A 17,673-nucleotide genomic window follows, 5' to 3' on the forward strand; every position below is an offset into this window, starting at 1 on the left:
GCGACATCCACGGCTTCGGCAGATCGTTTATGCCCGATTATTATCCACGCCAGATCGCTCGACTAGTGAGCTGTTACGCACTCTTTAAATGAATGGCTGCTTCCAAGCCAACATCCTAGCTGTCTCTGCGATCCGACCTCGTTAGTTCAACTTAACGATCATTTGGGGGCCTTAGCCGGTGGTCTGGATTCTTCTCCTCTCGGACACGGACCTTAGCACCCGCGCCCTCACTCCCTGTAAATATATATCGCGCATTCGGAGTTTATCTGGACTTGATAGGCGGTGAAGCCCTCGCATCCAATCAGTCGCTCTACCTCACGATATACTATAAAGAGGCTGCACCTAAATGCATTTCGGGGAGTACGAGCTATCTCCGAGTTTGATTAGCCTTTCACCCCTACCCTCAGCTCATTGGAAAGCTTTTCAACGCTTACCCATCCGGTCCTCCAGTTGGTGTTACCCAACCTTCAACCTGGCCAAGGGTAGATCACTCGGTTTCGCGTCTACCCCCCCCGACTTGGCGCCCTGTTCAGACTCGCTTTCGCTTCGGCTCCGTTCCTCAAGAACTTAACCTTGCCGGGGAAGGTAACTCGTAGGTTCATTATGCAAAAGGCACGCCGTCACGTCATTACGACGCTCCGACCGCTTGTAGGCAGACGGGTTCAGGGTCTATTTCACTCCCCTGCTCGGGGTTCTTTTCACCTTTCCCTCACGGTACTGGTTCGCTATCGGTCTCTCGGGAGTATTTAGCCTTACGGGATGGGCCCCGCTGCTTCACGCAAGATTTCTCGTGCCCCGCGCTACTCAGGATGCCACTAGGCTTCAATCGTCAGTCGTGTACGGGGTTTTCACCCTCTATGACCGCCTTTTCCAAGGCGTTCCACTTGACTCTATCTTGCCACGTCGTGGTCCTACAACCCCCGTGTCGCCTAGACGACATGGGTTTGGGCTCTTCCGTGTTCGCTCGCCACTACTTACGGAATCATTGTTTATTTTCTCCTCCTATGGGTACTTAGATGTTTCAGTTCCCCACGTTCGCCTCCCTTTCGGGATGACAGGCCTTCAGCCTGCCGGGTTGCCCCATTCGGATATCCCGGGATCAACGGCTATTTGCGCCTCCCCCGGGCTTTTCGCAGCTTATCACGTCCTTCGTCGCCTCCGAGAGCCAAGGCATCCACCGTCTGCCCTTGCTTACTTTCTCTCACCTCGTACTTGACGCACGGGTTGATATATCTTAAGCTCGCTCTACTTGTTTCTTCTTTTTGATGTCCAATATGTCAAAGATCCTTTTTCCCTCGCGGGATGTGTGGAGAATAACGGATTCGAACCGTTGACCCTCTGCGTGCAAAGCAGATGCTCTAGCCAGCTGAGCTAATCCCCCTCATTCGGAGTAGTCCCAGGCAGAGTTGAACTGCCGACCTCTACATTATCAGTGTAGCGCTCTAACCAACTGAGCTATAGGACTGTCAACTTTGCCAAGACTTACGTCCCAGCGTCATTTTTTTCTCTCCGACCGGCCTCCCGGTCTGTAAGATCTATATATAAACATAATCTCAACAGCAGCACAAGGGGATCAATACCTCGTATGACCTCGGTACGGAATCCTGAAGCTCCAGAAAGGAGGTGTTCCAGCCGCACCTTCCGGTACGGCTACCTTGTTACGACTTAGCCCCAGTCACCAGTTTTACCCTAGGCCGATCCTCGCGGTTACGGACTTCAGGTACCCCCGGCTCCCATGGCTTGACGGGCGGTGTGTACAAGGCCCGGGAACGTATTCACCGCGCCATGGCTGATGCGCGATTACTAGCGAATCCAGCTTCACGGAGTCGGGTTGCAGACTCCGATCCGAACTGAGACGTGGTTTGGGGATTCGCTCCCTGTCGCCAGGTGGCCTCCCTTTGTCCACGCCATTGTAACACGTGTGTCGCCCCGGATGTAAGGGCCGTGCTGATTTGACGTCATCCCCGCCTTCCTCGCAGCTTACGCTGGCAGTCCCACCAGAGTCCTCAGCATCACCTGTTAGTAACTAGTGGCAAGGGTTGCGCTCGTTATGGCACTTAAGCCGACACCTCACGGCACGAGCTGACGACAACCATGCAGCACCTCGCAAACGGCTATTGCTAGAAAAGGTGTTTCCACCTCGGTCCGAATGCGTTCAAACCCGGGTAAGGTTCCTCGCGTATCATCGAATTAAACCACATGTTCCTCCGCTTGTGCGGGCCCCCGTCAATTCCTTTGAGTTTCACCGTTGCCGGCGTACTCCCCAGGTGGATCACTTAACGCTTTCGCTGTGCCGCTTACAGTGTATCGCAAACAGCTAGTGATCATCGTTTACTGCGTGGACTACCAGGGTATCTAATCCTGTTTGATCCCCACGCTTTCGTGCATCAGCGTCAGTAATGGCTTGGCAGGCTGCCTTCGCAATCGGGGTTCTGCGTGATATCTAAGCATTTCACCGCTACACCACGCATTCCGCCTGCCTCAAACATACTCAAGCCCCCCAGTTTCAACGGCAATTCTATGGTTGAGCCACAGACTTTCACCGCTGACTTAAAAGGCCGCCTACGCACCCTTTAAACCCAATAAATCCGGATAACGCTCGGATCCTCCGTATTACCGCGGCTGCTGGCACGGAGTTAGCCGATCCTTATTCATAAGGTACATACAAAATAGGACACGTCCCACACTTTATTCCCTTATAAAAGAGGTTTACGATCCATAGAACCTTCATCCCTCACGCGACTTGGCTGGTTCAGGCTTACGCCCATTGACCAATATTCCTCACTGCTGCCTCCCGTAGGAGTTTGGTCCGTGTCTCAGTACCAATGTGGGGGACCTTCCTCTCAGAACCCCTATCCATCGTCGGTTTGGTGGGCCGTTACCCCGCCAACTGCCTAATGGAACGCATGCCTATCTATCAGCGATGAATCTTTAGCAAATATCCCCATGCGGGGCCCCTGCTTCATGCGGTATTAGTCCGACTTTCGCCGGGTTATCCCCCTCTGATAGGTAAGTTGCATACGCGTTACTCACCCGTGCGCCGGTCGCCGGCGGGTATTGCTACCCCCGCTGCCCCTCGACTTGCATGTGTTAAGCCTGTCGCTAGCGTTCATCCTGAGCCAGGATCAAACTCTTCGTTGTTTAAATTGTTTTATCATATCCTCGCTCCGGAATCCGTTTATCGTAGTCCAAAGTCATACTTCTTTTGACGGTATTAATCCGGAGAATCTCTTCTCCAATACTTGTACTACTTGTTGAATTATGTAAATCTATCAAAGAACTCTTCTGTCGCTTTCGTTTTGCGAACGTGGCTGCAAAGATAAGGACTTTTATTTTAAACTTCCAAATTATTCCGGAACTTTTTTTTCTAAAAGTTTGTTTCATCATTTTGTACCGGCGTTCTCTCTCGAATGCGGGTGCAAAAGTAGTGTTATAAAACATAACCTCCAAACTTTTTCAGCATTATTTTTCAAGTTTTTTTTCAAGACTTAACAAGTTATATAATGTACGTGTTATAAAGCCATACTACTCGATTCTCACCCTATTGGAGACATCCTGTTATAGAGACATAGCGTGCCGCACTTCTACATGGAGGTATATATGATTTATTGAGTGGCGATGTGATAATTTTCCATACAATAAGTGCGTGAATGATACAAAAATATAAATCACTGAACATTAACAGCTTAAAAACACGATTATGTTTTACCGGAAAGTCGTACATGTTTATGAGAAAAGTCGTACGTGTTTTCGAAAAAAGTCGTACGTGTTTTTCCGAAGTCACATAATAGAAAATAAGAGTAGATAAAAAATACACAATAAGCATAGCCCAATCTCAGGATCAACTTTTCTTTCAATCTTTTTCAGGAAACCGCCAAGACGTAATTATCTATGATAATCAAAAAACGATTTTAATTCTTATCACGAATCGAAACGAAGGTAATTTGCTAGAAAGAATTCAGACAATGAAATTATAAAGCAGAAAAACAAATTTATTCCTTACCTTTAGCACAAATAAAGCAAAAGACCATGATACACGTATTAATAAACACACTCGCAGAGAAAATGAACGAATTTCTTTCCAGCTATTATGAACGGGCAGAAATTATAGTGGAAGCCGGAAGTATTGATGCGACTCCAAATGAGGATCAATCGGATAAAATCATACTTTCTATCGTGAATATAGAGCGAGAGACAGCAATGGGAATCTCTGCCCCCTATAGGAACACAAAAAATAACACATTCCAACAAACATCTCCACCATGGTACTTGAATATATATATTATGGTTGCCGCTGTTTTTTCATCTAAAAGATACTTAGAATCTATACAAATATTATTGGATTCAATCTCCTTCTTACAACAAAATTCCATTCTTAAATTACCAGACCAAGGTACCATAACGCTCGAGCCCATAACAATTAGTATGCAAGAACTCAGCAATATATGGAGTATATTAGGAGGGCATTATTATCCATCAATCCTATGTAAAGCACGAATCATATCTTTTGACGGAACAGAAATCAAGGATATAAAACAACGAATATCAAGTCAAAAAATAAATTAGAAATAATGTTATCAAACATATAGTATTTAATATCATGCCATATTCTTTTTATCTACTTTTGGAATATTATAACGATAAAACAAACCAATGATGAAATTTGACTTTTTAATTAACATTATATTTAGTCATGAATATTATAATGAATGTATTCCTTCTGAAATCTTCGAGATAGAACCCAGGAGAACGAATAGAGTCGTATTAGGAGGACCTAAATATCCTTTTAGGCAAACGGGGCGAAATCAATATGCACTAATTGGAGATCGAGAAGAGCTTCTTGATCACCTTTCAACCTCCCCGGATGGTCTCAACCTTGAGTTTCAAGCACATTCAAAAGATCCGAATTTTTTACTGTATACACAATCCCTGCTACCGGAAGAGCTAAATGATTCAGATATACAATTAAGTGTTATCGATAACCGACTGAATCGGCTCAATGTGATCATTCATGTTACCAAAGAATTATTAGAAACGAAATGCCCAATACAGAAAGAAATCCATTATCACACAAAAGAAGCCTATTGGGATTTTATCTTGATACCTCGTAATCCAGAAAATGCGTCAATGGATATTTTTATGGAGGATAATGGACCGGAAAATATTAGCTTCAAGAATCCCGAGCAAATCCGTTTCATGGATAAGGACGTTTTTCGTATCAGCACAGAATATCCGATAAAGATTAAGGAAGAGTCTTATTACCAAAGAAGATCTGAACGTACCGATGAATGGAAAAGCCGTAAACGCGATACGTAGCTTCCCCGGTGAAGGAATCAAGGTTTGGGGTGCCCGCACGATGGATGGTAACTCGTTAGACTGGCGTTATATTAACGTAAGGCGTACGATGATCTTCCTAGAGGAATCGATCAAGAACGCCGCCCGTGCCTATGTATTCGAACCGAATGTAGTAAATACATGGGTAAATATGCGTAGTATGATAGATGGATTCTTACGGGGCGTATGGAAACGAGGTGGATTAGCAGGAACTTCCCCCGAAGACGCATATAGCATTCATATCGGATTGGGAGACACGATGACTCCGGAGGATATTCTGGAAGGTATCCTCAGGATATCCGTATTCGTGGCTATTACCAGACCTGCGGAATTTATCGAGATCACATTCCAACAACAAATGCAAAAAAGCTGATAATTTAAGAATTAAAACCTATTAAAAAATACGAATATGGCAGGAGAAGCACAAGATAATGTATGGCCGTTACCCAGTTTTTATTTTAAGGTAGAATTAGGTAGCCTCGGGGAAATCGCTTTTAAAGAGGTATCTGGTCTGGATATGGAAGCCCAAGTAATTGAGTACCGACATGGTAATAGCCCGGTTTTCTCAAATATCAAGATGCCGGGACTGAAGAAGACGAGCAATGTCAGTCTAAAGAAAGGGGTTTTCAAAGCGGATAACAAATTATTCGATTGGTTTAACAAGATAAAAATGAACACAATACAGCGAGAAGATGTAACAATCAGCTTACTGGATGAAGCAGGAAGCCCTACGATGGTTTGGAAATTATCGAACGCATGGCCGACTAAGGTTACCGGTGTCAGCTTAAAATCCGATGGAAACGAGGCTGCCATCGAAACCTTAGATTTAGCGCATGAAGGATTGACCATAGAAAACGCTTAATGCTAAGGTTTGATCATATTGTCCCTCCTCCGGTAGCGTTTTATTTCAACGTGACTTTCGAAGGATTGATCGAGACCTCTTTCCAAGAGGTCTCGGGACTACAACTTGAAATGGAGACAGAAACGATTAAGGAAGGGGGAGAAAACAGTTTTAGCTATCAGGTGCCTACCCGACGAAAGCACGGTAACCTTGTGTTGAAACGTTCTTTAATGCCTTTGCCTCATGTGCTAGAGACATATGTGGTTAAAGTATTGGAAAATAATGGAAGTGCCCAGATCGTTCCCGTCAATTTAACTATATCATTGCTGGATGCCGGGCATTTTCCCCTAAATAATTGGTCTGTGCTCAATGCTTACCCTGTAAAATGGGACATTAGCGCATTGAATTCCCAAAAGAATGAGCTGGTGATTGAAACATTGGAGATGGCTTATACTAATTTGATCCGTATGTCGATAAGAGATACAGAAGATACGAAAAAAGAACAATTTAAGCAATGGCTATAACTATAAAAGAAATCCAAGTGTCCGCAAAAGTGACACAGCAGAAAAAGGAACCCGACCTCCCTCTCTCCCGTGATTTGATACAACAAATCAAAGAGGAGGTAATTCGTGAGGCCAAGAAAGATTTGTCAAACCTTTTTTCTTGTAGAAAGGAGCGGTAAAACATGAACCAAAAGTTGATCATCGAGGCATATAAATCAATTGAATACAAAGGTGGCGAGAAATTGGGTAGTATCACCGTCCAAATCAATCCGGATAGCTATAAGTTAAGCAAATCTACCTCCTATAAGAAAGACGAAAGCATAAAAGAGGATAAGCAACTACCGGAGTATAAACACACCAACCCCTCCACTCTCTCATTTGATATACACTTCGATGGTACCGGTATTATCCCGACGGGGAAAAAAACCGTGACAGAAAGGATCAAGGATTTGGAGAATATCATTTTTCTTCCTAGCGCGGAGATCGATCCACCCAGCCCTTGCTTCCTTAAAGTAATTTGCGGGAGTCTCATTTTCAAGGGGAGATTAACCTGCCTAAATTGGGATTACACCTTATTCTCGCCCAATGGCAATCCTTTACGAGCTAAAGGCTCCTTGTCACTAACTGAGGCGATTAGTAGTAGAGAGACACAAGCAAAAAAGAAAAATCAAAAAGCTGAGGGTAAATTCGTTACTTTTAAACAAGGAGACAGTCTAATCGGGTTATGCGCAAAAGAATATAAAAATTCTGGTTATGCTCCAATGATTGCCTCCATAAATAACCTAATCAGCTTTAGAGATATAAAACCCGGAACTCAATTATGGTTCCCTAAAATATAATGAATATGGATAATTCATTTATAATCAAACTATTCCTAAATAGTAAAGATGTTACGGAGCAATACTCCGTAATCAATGCAAAAATATACAGAGCATGTAATAAGATCGATAAAGCAACGATCTCCATCAGCGCTGATATTATCGACAACAGCCAATTTGAAATACCAGACAACAAAATATTCAATCCGGGTACGGAGCTTAAGTTTCAAGCGGGTCCAACAGATAAGGTCAACACCTTATTTGAGGGATGCGTTACAACCCATCAGTTAAAAATCAATAGCGAACAACAAACTCTATTTATTTTAGAATGTAGGGGTTTCGCATATCCTGCAACTTTGGACGTAAAAATAATGTATATGAAAATAGTAAAGATGATACCGTTATCAAGAAGATTCTGGGACAATACGGGCTTTCCGCCAAAGTAGATAGCACCGGTATAGAAATTCCACAACTGGTACAATACTATTGTACAGATTGGGATTTTGTACTCACACGAGCACAAAATAACGGATTAGTCGTTATCACTGACGGTAAACAAGTCAAGGTATGTAAACCGAATGTATCCGCCTCCCCGGTCTTAACCATCACCTATGGAGATAATTTAATCGCTTTCGATGGTTCTATATCCGCTTCCGAGCAATACACAGATACAAAAGCTTGCGCTTGGGACGTGAGCCGTCAACAAATTATCAAAGCCACCGCCAGCAAACCTCCTCTCAATGCCCAAGGCGATATCGCCGCAAAGGATCTATCCGGTCTGGCAAATGAAGTGATGCTTTATCAAACTAACGCTCCCATCGGCGACGCTTCTTTACATGCTTGGGCCGATGCGCAAGCTTTATGGAGCGGTCTGGCACGTTTTCAAGGCTCCATCACAATTTACGGGAATGCGTCTATTATTCCGGGCTGTATTATCAAATTAGAAGGATTAAGCAAACATTATAGTGGAAACGCATTTGTTCAATCAGTAGAACATACACTACAAGGAGGCGAATGGAAGACACAAGTCTATATGGGTTTCAATCCGGTAGTCATTACCGAAGAGCCCGATGTAGTCGCTCCCGCAGCTAGTGGTTTTTTGCCCGGTATACGAGGATTACAAATAGGGATCGTTAAAAAGATCGGAGATAATAAAGATTTCGAGAATTTTATATTAGTCGATATACCCTTGTTACAATGTGAGAAGACGGAGATATGGGCTCGGCCGGTCAGTCCGTACGCAAGCAATGGGGTCGGCATGTTATTTCTACCGGAAGTCGATGATGAGGTAGTCCTGCAATTCATCAATGAGGACCCCTGCCACCCTGTGATTATCGGAAGTTTGTACAGTCGCAAACGAAAAACGCCGGTTTCTTTAGATCCAAAAAATAATTTAAAGACAATTGTTACAAAAAACCAGTTGAAAATTACTTTGGACGATGATAAAAAGATTATCACAATAGGGACTCCCGGAGAGAACACGCTCATATTGGATGATGACAAAAAGCAAATTCTGTTATCCGATGCTAATAAGAACAAGGTCTGTATGGATAAAAACGGAATTATGGTAGAATCCGGCAAAGATCTCATATTTAAGGCAAGAGGGAATGTCAAGACAGAAGGAATGGGTATCGAATCCAAGTCTAAGCAAGATACCAAGATAAATGGCTTGAATATCGAGGTTTCCGCACAAATGGGAGTTAAAGTAAAAGGGTCTGCCACCGCCGAAATATCCGCATCCGGCCAAACCGTTGTAAAAGGAGGCGTTGTAATGATTAATTAAATCGAATGATTTATGCAGAATAAAAATAGTTTTTTAGGTAAAGGATGGGCATTCCCCCCAGAATTCAGCCATAATGATAATCCCACCCGCATGTTTAATTATGAAGAAGACATCCGGCAAAGCTTGATCATCCTTCTCTCCACTCGCACAGGGGAGCGAATACATCGTCCGGATTACGGTACGGAACTATATCGTTATCAGTTTGAACAATTAGATCTTACCATGGAGACCATGATTAAAAGCGCTATTGAGAAGGCTGTTCTCTTATACGAGCCTAGAGTCTCGCTTGATCGCATAGAAATTAATAAGGCTTCGATTCAAGATGGCATTCTGATTATCGAACTTTATTATACGATACGTATGAATAATGTCCAACAAGAATTGACCTATCCTATCTATTTTGATTCTAACCGATGAATAAACAATGGAATAAAGATGGATTGACAAGAAAAAAATTGGAGAATGATTTCCGGATACATGAGCCTTTTCAAGTACTCGAGAAAAATCTCTCCAATTTATTGGCTCGTGCCTTTTCGAAATCATCCTTTTTATATCATTACCAATCCTTAGCCATACTCAATGAGATCAAGCAAACAGATACAATCGGGATCGAACAGAGTTTCATTTTGTGGCAAAATGAGAACTCACCGGAAAGTAACAGAGAAATCACCTATCTAAGAAACGCTCTATACCATAAGTTCTCTGATTGGTATCAAAGATTGAATCATCGGATCTTTAGAGATTCCATGTCCGATTTATTTCTGGATATGGAGAAATATAACCAGAGACTTCAGCTAATAACCCTATCCAATCCTAAAACGGTTCGTAGAAGTCTCTACCTATTATTACGTATCCTCCGCAATTTACAAAACAAACGGGAGATTTACATCCAAGAAATCGCTAAAAGCGGAGAGACCGATCCCTCATTAGCTGTTTTAATCGCTTTCTTGAAAAACTATCAATATCTGGTAGATCAGTTCAATAAACGCTGGGAAGCTTATCCGTTATTTTATGTCAACCAAATATTGAAGGAATCTCCCCAAAAAGCGATTATTCCTTCCGCTTGGTTTATCGCCGTGAAGAATAATACCGCACGGCAAGCCCAGTTACCCAAGGGTACAGGTATTATAACACAGGTACCATTTCCTGCGCAAGATATCCAATTTTGTTATCGTACGGACGAAGATTATTCGGTCAATGACATGAAAATAACGAGTATACATTCGTTACTATTGGAAAAAGATCCGAAAAAATATCCAGCGAGCCGATTAGGCTTCGTTACGTCCATCTGGCAAAAACAGTTGAATGACAGGATCGGAAACGTTCCTTCTAAGAAGCCCAATCTGGACTCAGAGCTAATCTTTGAGAACCAATCCTCTATACAAGCCGGACTGATGATCGAATCTCCCATGTTATTACTTCGGGAAGGACATCGGGATATACATATCACATTCGGATTAGAAGAAGACTCCATATCATATTTCAAAGAATTAATCGCTACTACGGAACAATCTTCCCACGAAACCGGGCGTGTATTAAACGACGCTTTCCTATTGGAGTTAAGCACAGAGAAAGGTTGGGCCCCGATATACGCCTACACCTTGACATTCATCAACGAAAACTCCTTTTATCTGAAATTCGTCCTTAATGAGAAATTCGACCCTACAACACCTTGCTCTGAAGCTCATGGTTGCCAAACACGGAACCCAGCGCTCCGTATATTGATGAACACGGATGCTTGGTTATTCCCCTACTCTTGGGTACACCGTATTTTTATTACTAGCTTAAAGATAAAGGTACATGTATCCGGCATGTCATCCTTGAAAATCTATAATCCTCTGGGAGAAGTAGACGCAAGCGTACATTTCCCTTTATTCGGGTTAGAAGCTCAAAAAGGCTCATGGTTCGCATTCGGTAATTATGAGATAGCGATCAAGCCTATCCAATCCATGGGTATTACTTTGCAATGGGCGGATCTACCTTATTCGGAAGGAGGTTTCTATGATTTGTATCAAGCATATAAGACACCTATCGATAATACCACCTTCAAAGTTGAATGGGAAAAACTAACAGACCAGAAATGGGTAAAATTACCGGAAAGTACATCTTGTCTCTTCAATACGAAAAACAAGCATACTTCCCCTAGGGGAAAGCTCTCGGAGTACAGCGAGATCGTTTACGACAAACCGTTCAAAAACATTACGGTCTCCACGGAAGAAGAGCAATATCAATACATGAAAGCCCAGCAAGGCTTCTTCAGGATTAGACTCACAGATCCGAACGGCGGATTCGGGCAGACGGAGTACCGGATGCTCTTTGCGGATATCATGATAAGAAACAGCCATACCCGTAAACAGACCCCGGTGCCCAAACCTCCTTACAACCCTATGATTGAAAGTATAGGTATCGGTTATAGCGCCGAGGAAGAATACTTTTTCAATGGCGATACCCCAAGAGATAGATGCCGTATCTATCATATCCATCCATTGAGGCAAAAGGAATTACATGAAATCGATCTACGTCATCCGTTCCCAATGGTGGAAGTACCCACAGAAGATGGGATTATTCTATTCGGTATTGGTAACTTGATCGGTAACGACCAGATCCGTTTATTCTTCGAGATGGCTGCCTTGAAACGGGAAATCGAAAAAGAATATCTTCCTTGCGTACAATGGTCTTTCTTCAACGGCAAGCAATGGGAGTTTATCAAACCGGGTAATTTACTTTCCGATACAACCGGGAATCTGTTGAATACAGGTTTGGTAGACATCCTGCTTCCCTCACCTATTAGCGAGGAAATGCTTGACATAAATGGAGATTTCTGGCTTTCGGCAAAAGTATCTTGCCACACGCAAAATTGTTCATCCATACGAAATGTCTATCTAAACCCAGTGAAAGCCCGGTTAGAAATCCCCGAAGAAATGGAAGCCCTGATCGGTGAGGAACTCGAAAGCTTCACGGGACTCGTTTCTTTCGAGAAAAGTATGCCGGGACTTACGGATATTTACCAGATCATACCCGCTAAAGGAGGACGTTCGCCGGAAACGCCAGAGGATATGCGGCTCCGGATCACCCAAGAGATGTCCCATCGGAACCGGGCTGTATTGCCTAGGAATTACGAGCAAATAACATTGGCTCAGTTCCCCGAAGTCGAAAAAGTACTTTGCTTGCCCGGAATAGACAGTAAAGCTCAAAACAGGAGCCCGATCGTAACATTGGTCGTGATGCAAAAGGAGAAAGATAAAAAGATCTTGCCTTTATGCGAACATAGGCTACTCATGCGAATCGAAGATTATATAGGTGACAAGACAAGTCCGTTCATTACCGTTGATGCAATCACTCCGGTCTACGAGGAAGTAACCGTTTGCTGTAACCTCCGGATAAAGCCCGGATATCCCGTAGGAGATATACTCCGCCAGACAGAGGCACGCATTAATAATTGTATCGCACCTTGGCGAGATAAGGAAGAGATCCCGGTATTTGGGCTTTCGTTCTCATCGACCGATCTTTATAACTCCATACGAGAGTGTGAAGCCATCGTGGACATTGATATATTAAGCGTAGCGCATGTCGTATATACGGCAAAAGACCAACAAAAGAGCTATTATCTAAACCGCTACCCGGAAGAGGCTAGGCAAAATTTCAACGTTAGCCCTTCCCAACCTTGGTGCATATTAGTTCCTTCTGATAGGCATTTGCTATATATTGACCAAAAAGACGAACTATTGGAACAACTCGGACTCGGATATTTAGGAGTTGGAAGTAATTTTATTATTAACAAATAAAACAAACCGGATATGCCTCGTACAAACAGAAATACACTAAAAGAATACTTTAAGCGCGGAAGTATGCCCAACCAAAAGCATTTCTACGAATTAATCGATTCCATGGTCAATATTTCCGACGACGGGATCGATAAAAATCCGGATGATGGCTTACGGTTAGCTCCTTCCAAGGAAAACAGTCCCGTCATCAGCTTATTCACGAACATACAAGACAATATTCCTGAGTGGAAAATATACCTAGGTAACAATAGCCAACTCCATATCATACGTCAAGGGCAAGATGAACCGATACTATCGCTTCATCCAAACGGTCGTATCGAGATGAACCAACCCGGTATGGATATACGTATCAACGGCAGTCTTTCCGCAACCCGCTTCGACGGCGCGATACGGGGTAAATTTCCCGCAGATGGCGAATGGCATACCCTGCAAATACCAACGGAAGGATGTCGTGCCTACCGCATCATGGCTGGATGCGGTAAGTTAAAAAGCGGACAATACGCATTGGTGGAAGCCACGGCTATCCATTGTTACGGGAAACATCGAAAAATCCGTACGAATCAATCTTGGTTCGGTTCCTTTTTTAACAAGATCAAATTCCGTTGGTACGGCCCCGGACAAAAATGCAAGTTGCAAATACGTAGCGGACGGGATTATGGAGACAACATCTTTGTTTGTTTCCAGATAACCGATTTATGGAAAGATTACCGGATGGATGCCTCCGACCGGAGAAACACCTTTAATCAAGAATAGCCATGGATGATCTGCCCAACCTGCAAGAACTAAAAACGGAGGAATCCATATTCGATAACCTCCAAAAGAATGCCTTGGAAACAATCCGGGAGCTTTCGGGACAATTGTGGACAGACCATGCCCCGCACGACCCGGGAATCACGACTCTGGACATCTTAAATTACGCCTTAAGCGAATTGGATTACCAAATGAGTTTCCCATTAGAACAATATCTCACCGGATCGAATAATCGTTTCAATCCGGAGGATTACGGCTTGTTCAGTCCTGAACGGGTTTCCGGGATGGCCCCTGTGACACCCAAAGATTACCGAGACCATTTTTTAGATCAATTAGATAACACTGATTACTTAATGAACTTATCGGACCTGCAAATCCACCCTTATAGATCCAATGATCAGATCTGCCACGGATGGTTCGACCTATTTATAGAACTCTCGTCCTTTATCTCAGAAGATCAACACAAACAGGAAGAAAAGAAAATCAAGGAAAAGATTGAGGAACTATATCACGCGAACCGGAATTTAGGAGAAGCCCTACACGCAATCCATTTCGTAAGAAGAAAACCTTTATTACTTATTGGAAATATCGATATAGACGGTAGCATCTCTCCGGAAAAAACCTTGATCGCCATTTATACGGAGGCGATTCAATTATTCGCACCGGGAAGTCATTATACAGGTAGTGCGCTTCCCATATACAAGCTTTTCAAAGGGATCAAGCAGATACAAGGGGTTCTATCGATACACTCTTTGGAATTTCAAGGTTTTGAAGAGGGTGAATACGCCTATACATTAGCATTATCTTCCCCTGAGCAAATCAAGATACGACTTTACCAAAACCAACAAGCAGTAGAGATTAATGCCACAAAAGTATTGAATCGTTTGCATTCGCGGAATAATATCAACCATGCGATACGAGAACAGAAAAAACAAGCCAAATCGATCCTCATGGACAGTCGCCATATCCATCTGAATGATTATAGCGTCACAAATGATTTCCCGATTTGCTACAAGGACTCGTTTACCGATTCATTCAAGGCATATCTTTCTATATTCGACCATCTCTTTTCGGAGGGACATAAAGAAATGAACCATCTAAAAGATTGGATGGCCTTAAATATGGGAACCCCCGGTTCCGCTTCTATGGAACAAAACAAAGATCTGCTATTGGATACGTTGGATAAAATCTACGGCGAAAATAGCAACCAGCCTTTTCTCCGCTACTCCCATAAAGAGATAAACCGTCAACGAAGAGTCCGGTTCCTGCGACAACTACCGGAACTTATCCGGGACCGGTATCTAGGCTGTAATCTATTCGACGCAGACTCCCTTTCCGGATTGGAAAGATATCTCTATTCCATACTCGGATGGGAAGATGCGAAAGAGCAAATTTTCATTCTGGAAAACATACTCCTGCATTCACCGAAGGCGACTGATCATCCAGTCCCCTCCCGGGAATTTACCTTAACGGCAATCCTCTCACAAACAAAACGTACGCGGCAACGGCCGGATTTTCAGCTTCGTCTTGAAGAATTCTTGCGAGAGAAGATACCGGCACATCTACGATTCACGGTTCATTGGCTTCCTCCGAAAGAGCTAGCCCTATTTGTCAAAGACTATAAGGCATGGCGAAAAGCGTGGGCCGATAAAGACGACAAAGAGATTGACCGCACCGGAGAAATCTTAAAGAATAATCTGATACGAATAAATATAGAACTTTAAATTTACCCTTATGTCAACCAGATATCGAACTACCTACCACGGCATTTTATTGGGCTTATTACTTCATGTAATCATGGCACAAGCCGTTAACGCCCAAAGAAGTCTCTCGGAGCGATTGGATTATTTCCGGAGTTTAGGAGAGCGGACCGAATTGGAACTGGAAGAGATTCGTACCCCGATCGTCTCCTATCAAGCTCTTATGGACTCGATCACCCAGCGTATCTTAACGGAGCAATGCAGTTATATCGTCTATCCCGCTGAATTGGGGAACGCTTTCACTTTCGTAATAAATCCGGACGCGAACCAAGCGATATTGCGTTTGGGTTATTTACAGTCCCCGAGTTCCTTATTACCAGATCATGTGGAACAATGTGCATATACACCTTGGTTGTTCGGAAACGAGTTATTAACCGCATCCAAGAATAAGGCCAACGCAGATTCTCTCTTCCGCTTCTTCGATGCAATGCCCGGCCCAGTCAAAGTAACGCAAGCTTTGTGGTATTATTTCAATAAAAGAGAACCGGAAAGGATATTGCCTCCCCCTACCGTCGAGAATATGTATTTCTTCAAGGGCAAAACCGGAGATCTGGATAATATGCAATCGTTGCTCAACTCCGATAAACAAGGCTATATCATTTGCCCCGTATGGACAGAAGACGTTACAGGAGTTCTGGATAATCCGGACGAGAATCCCTCCATCAGAGGAAGCGGAACGATTGAGTTTTTCATCAAAGAAGCTCCCCTTTCCATCGCCCTCAACATCACGCCTTGGGAAGAAGACGCCATTGGATACCGGGAAACCGATTTCATCCCATTCGTTTACGACACCACTTACACGCAAGCCGTAAAGAACTGGTTGCTATCCGTGCGTGAGCTGCGTCCCTCCACGATTCGTACGTTCTTCTGTTATTTCGATAAACGTAGCAAAGAAGAGATCGCCACACAAAAGAAAAAGGGAAATTGCAGTATTCCCGTATTCAAGGTAGATGGCGCATCATCGGAAACCGAACGCCTATCCGAACGCCTAAGTCAATACAACCAACGAGCTTTTCCCATCGTGCCGTATTGGTTGCAATCCGTATACGAGCAATTACCGGCAGGCCTTATCCGGAAATTCAGCCGGATGGAATATCTAGGGTATGTAGTAGATACAGAAAGCGGGCAACCTAGTCAAGTAAGCGACTGGCAACAACAGGAGTGTCTGGTAGATATGCCCGTTTATTCGGATACGCCTGTCGATTTGCTGGTCCTATTCCGAAACTCAAAAGCGACGAATGATTTCCTAAGATCGAAAGAATCCCAGATGGCTCTTTTAAATAACTTATTCACAAAGGATACCGGCACGATCAACCGGAACCCGTCTCTCCGGAAACTCAACGGCTTGACTCTTTACTTCCCTGATTTCGATTTTAAGCTGGAGAACCGGAGAGAACTTGTACAATTCGTGAAGTCCACCAGTTTCGTAATTGATTCCTTTTGTGTGATGGGTAATAAAATATATAGAAACTACGATTTAAATGTCATATTCCCTATCAAGGAGAAAAAGCATATCGGTTATCTATCCATTCTATTGAAATACCAATTGGTAGACCGCCTTTGTTTTGTCGATTACGATGAAATGGGCGTTCCTGTAACTACTTGCGAAAATCGAGAGAATAAGCAAGAACCAGTACTCAAGATGGTCATGTATGAGGAAGAATGCGAGGTATCCTTACTAGATAATCTTTTCAACTCTTTATTCTATTTGCTAAATCCTTTTCCGCAAGGCGAGCAACTCACCAGTTGCTCCGATGATCTGGCGCAACTGGCAAATACGGAATTCTCCAACCCGATGCTTATTTATTTCGTATTGGGTGATATATTCCTATTTCTCATACTATTAATCCTAATCAACCTGTATATGACATCCAGTAAGTTCTACATGTTGGCACAACATTATAAGCGATATGTCTTGCCTCTATTACTGGTATTCATATCCGAGATCGTATTGGTATTATACCTAATCACCAATATCGTATCCTCGCGGGAAACTTTCGACATATGGACCCAAATGATACTGTTGGCGCTCCCACTCTTCTTTTTTCTCTTAATCATCGTACCGATCGGGCACCGGGAAAGAGAGCCGTTGCCTTAAA

The 17,673-nt window shown here is 43.3% G+C and carries 13 protein-coding genes, 2 tRNA genes, 2 rRNA genes and 1 pseudogene (1 of these 18 cut by a window edge); 14 read left to right on the forward strand and 4 right to left on the reverse strand.

Annotated elements, in window-relative coordinates:
- From CI960_RS18460 to CI960_RS18475, 4 genes are all read right to left on the reverse strand, one after another.
- Positions 1-1,201: ribosomal RNA gene (locus tag CI960_RS18460) — 23S ribosomal RNA — on the reverse strand (it extends 1,678 nt beyond the left edge of the window).
- A gap of 106 nt (positions 1,202-1,307) precedes the next feature.
- Positions 1,308-1,381 (reverse strand) — tRNA-Ala (locus CI960_RS18465).
- A gap of 10 nt (positions 1,382-1,391) precedes the next feature.
- Positions 1,392-1,465, reverse strand: a tRNA-Ile gene (locus CI960_RS18470).
- A 151-nt stretch (positions 1,466-1,616) separates the two neighbouring features.
- Positions 1,617-3,141: ribosomal RNA gene (locus CI960_RS18475) — 16S ribosomal RNA — on the reverse strand.
- Together the 16S and 23S rRNA genes with 2 tRNA genes alongside form the textbook arrangement of a ribosomal RNA operon.
- An 888-nt stretch (positions 3,142-4,029) precedes the next feature.
- Between CI960_RS18475 and CI960_RS18490 the strand changes: the two genes are divergently transcribed.
- The 14 genes and pseudogenes from CI960_RS18490 (at position 4,030) to CI960_RS18545 (ending at position 17,672) form a co-directional block, all read left to right on the forward strand.
- A complete protein-coding gene (locus CI960_RS18490) occupies positions 4,030-4,566 on the forward strand; it encodes a DUF4255 domain-containing protein (protein ID WP_005861447.1) in 537 nt (178 codons plus the stop codon).
- Positions 4,567-4,656: 90 nt separating this feature from the next.
- The gene (locus tag CI960_RS18495) at positions 4,657-5,316 is read left to right on the forward strand and encodes a hypothetical protein (protein ID WP_005861445.1); all 660 of its coding nucleotides are present in this window, start codon (positions 4,657-4,659) and stop codon (positions 5,314-5,316) included.
- Positions 5,264-5,707, forward strand: a pseudogene (locus tag CI960_RS18500) (phage tail sheath C-terminal domain-containing protein); the annotation flags it as partial. The gene CI960_RS18495 and the pseudogene CI960_RS18500, both read left to right, overlap by 53 nt.
- A gap of 36 nt (positions 5,708-5,743) precedes the next feature.
- The gene (locus CI960_RS18505) at positions 5,744-6,196 is read left to right on the forward strand and encodes a phage tail protein (RefSeq protein ID WP_005861441.1); all 453 of its coding nucleotides are present in this window, start codon (positions 5,744-5,746) and stop codon (positions 6,194-6,196) included.
- Complete coding sequence (locus CI960_RS18510) at positions 6,196-6,699, forward strand: phage tail protein (RefSeq protein ID WP_005861439.1); 504 nt, start codon at positions 6,196-6,198, stop codon at positions 6,697-6,699. Before CI960_RS18505 ends, CI960_RS18510 begins: the two co-directional genes overlap by 1 nt.
- Complete coding sequence (locus CI960_RS23500) at positions 6,690-6,857, forward strand: hypothetical protein (protein WP_005861437.1); 168 nt, start codon at positions 6,690-6,692, stop codon at positions 6,855-6,857. The genes CI960_RS18510 and CI960_RS23500 overlap by 10 nt, the downstream gene beginning before the upstream one ends.
- 3 nt (positions 6,858-6,860) lie before the next feature.
- A complete protein-coding gene (locus tag CI960_RS18515; protein WP_005861435.1) occupies positions 6,861-7,517 on the forward strand; it encodes a hypothetical protein in 657 nt (218 codons plus the stop codon).
- Positions 7,518-7,522: 5 nt separating this feature from the next.
- Positions 7,523-7,942, forward strand: a complete 420-nt coding sequence (locus tag CI960_RS23750; protein WP_005861433.1) for a hypothetical protein — start codon at positions 7,523-7,525, stop codon at positions 7,940-7,942.
- Positions 7,912-9,279 (forward strand): type VI secretion system tip protein VgrG, encoded by a 1,368-nt coding sequence (gene vgrG / locus CI960_RS18520; protein ID WP_229045751.1) that lies wholly within the window; start codon positions 7,912-7,914, stop codon positions 9,277-9,279. Before CI960_RS23750 ends, vgrG begins: the two co-directional genes overlap by 31 nt.
- A 12-nt stretch (positions 9,280-9,291) precedes the next feature.
- Entirely contained in the window at positions 9,292-9,696 is a 405-nt protein-coding gene (locus CI960_RS18525; RefSeq protein ID WP_005861429.1) for a GPW/gp25 family protein, read from the forward strand.
- The gene (locus tag CI960_RS18530) at positions 9,693-13,064 is read left to right on the forward strand and encodes a hypothetical protein (protein WP_005861428.1); all 3,372 of its coding nucleotides are present in this window, start codon (positions 9,693-9,695) and stop codon (positions 13,062-13,064) included. Before CI960_RS18525 ends, CI960_RS18530 begins: the two co-directional genes overlap by 4 nt.
- 12 nt (positions 13,065-13,076) lie before the next feature.
- A complete protein-coding gene (locus CI960_RS18535) occupies positions 13,077-13,817 on the forward strand; it encodes a hypothetical protein (RefSeq protein WP_005861427.1) in 741 nt (246 codons plus the stop codon).
- 2 nt (positions 13,818-13,819) lie between these two features.
- Positions 13,820-15,538 (forward strand): hypothetical protein, encoded by a 1,719-nt coding sequence (locus CI960_RS18540; protein ID WP_005861426.1) that lies wholly within the window; start codon positions 13,820-13,822, stop codon positions 15,536-15,538.
- Between the two features lie 10 nt (positions 15,539-15,548).
- Positions 15,549-17,672: a hypothetical protein gene (locus CI960_RS18545; protein ID WP_094582524.1), complete on the forward strand. Its 2,124-nt coding sequence runs from the start codon at positions 15,549-15,551 to the stop codon at positions 17,670-17,672.
- Position 17,673 lies beyond the last annotated feature (1 nt).

Source organism: Parabacteroides sp. CT06, assembly GCF_002257605.1.
Classification (GTDB): domain Bacteria; phylum Bacteroidota; class Bacteroidia; order Bacteroidales; family Tannerellaceae; genus Parabacteroides; species Parabacteroides distasonis.

Coding starts and splice junctions, on each gene's coding strand:
- CI960_RS18535 (WP_005861427.1), top strand. CDS start 13,077: ATGCCTCGTACAAACAGAAATACACTAAAAGAATACTTTAAGCGCGGA.
- CI960_RS18505 (WP_005861441.1), top strand. CDS start 5,744: ATGGCAGGAGAAGCACAAGATAATGTATGGCCGTTACCCAGTTTTTAT.
- CI960_RS18545 (WP_094582524.1), top strand. CDS start 15,549: ATGTCAACCAGATATCGAACTACCTACCACGGCATTTTATTGGGCTTA.
- CI960_RS18490 (WP_005861447.1), top strand. CDS start 4,030: ATGATACACGTATTAATAAACACACTCGCAGAGAAAATGAACGAATTT.
- CI960_RS18530 (WP_005861428.1), top strand. CDS start 9,693: ATGAATAAACAATGGAATAAAGATGGATTGACAAGAAAAAAATTGGAG.
- CI960_RS18510 (WP_005861439.1), top strand. CDS start 6,196: ATGCTAAGGTTTGATCATATTGTCCCTCCTCCGGTAGCGTTTTATTTC.
- CI960_RS18495 (WP_005861445.1), top strand. CDS start 4,657: ATGAAATTTGACTTTTTAATTAACATTATATTTAGTCATGAATATTAT.
- CI960_RS23500 (WP_005861437.1), top strand. CDS start 6,690: ATGGCTATAACTATAAAAGAAATCCAAGTGTCCGCAAAAGTGACACAG.
- CI960_RS18540 (WP_005861426.1), top strand. CDS start 13,820: ATGGATGATCTGCCCAACCTGCAAGAACTAAAAACGGAGGAATCCATA.
- CI960_RS23750 (WP_005861433.1), top strand. CDS start 7,523: ATGGATAATTCATTTATAATCAAACTATTCCTAAATAGTAAAGATGTT.
- CI960_RS18515 (WP_005861435.1), top strand. CDS start 6,861: ATGAACCAAAAGTTGATCATCGAGGCATATAAATCAATTGAATACAAA.
- CI960_RS18525 (WP_005861429.1), top strand. CDS start 9,292: ATGCAGAATAAAAATAGTTTTTTAGGTAAAGGATGGGCATTCCCCCCA.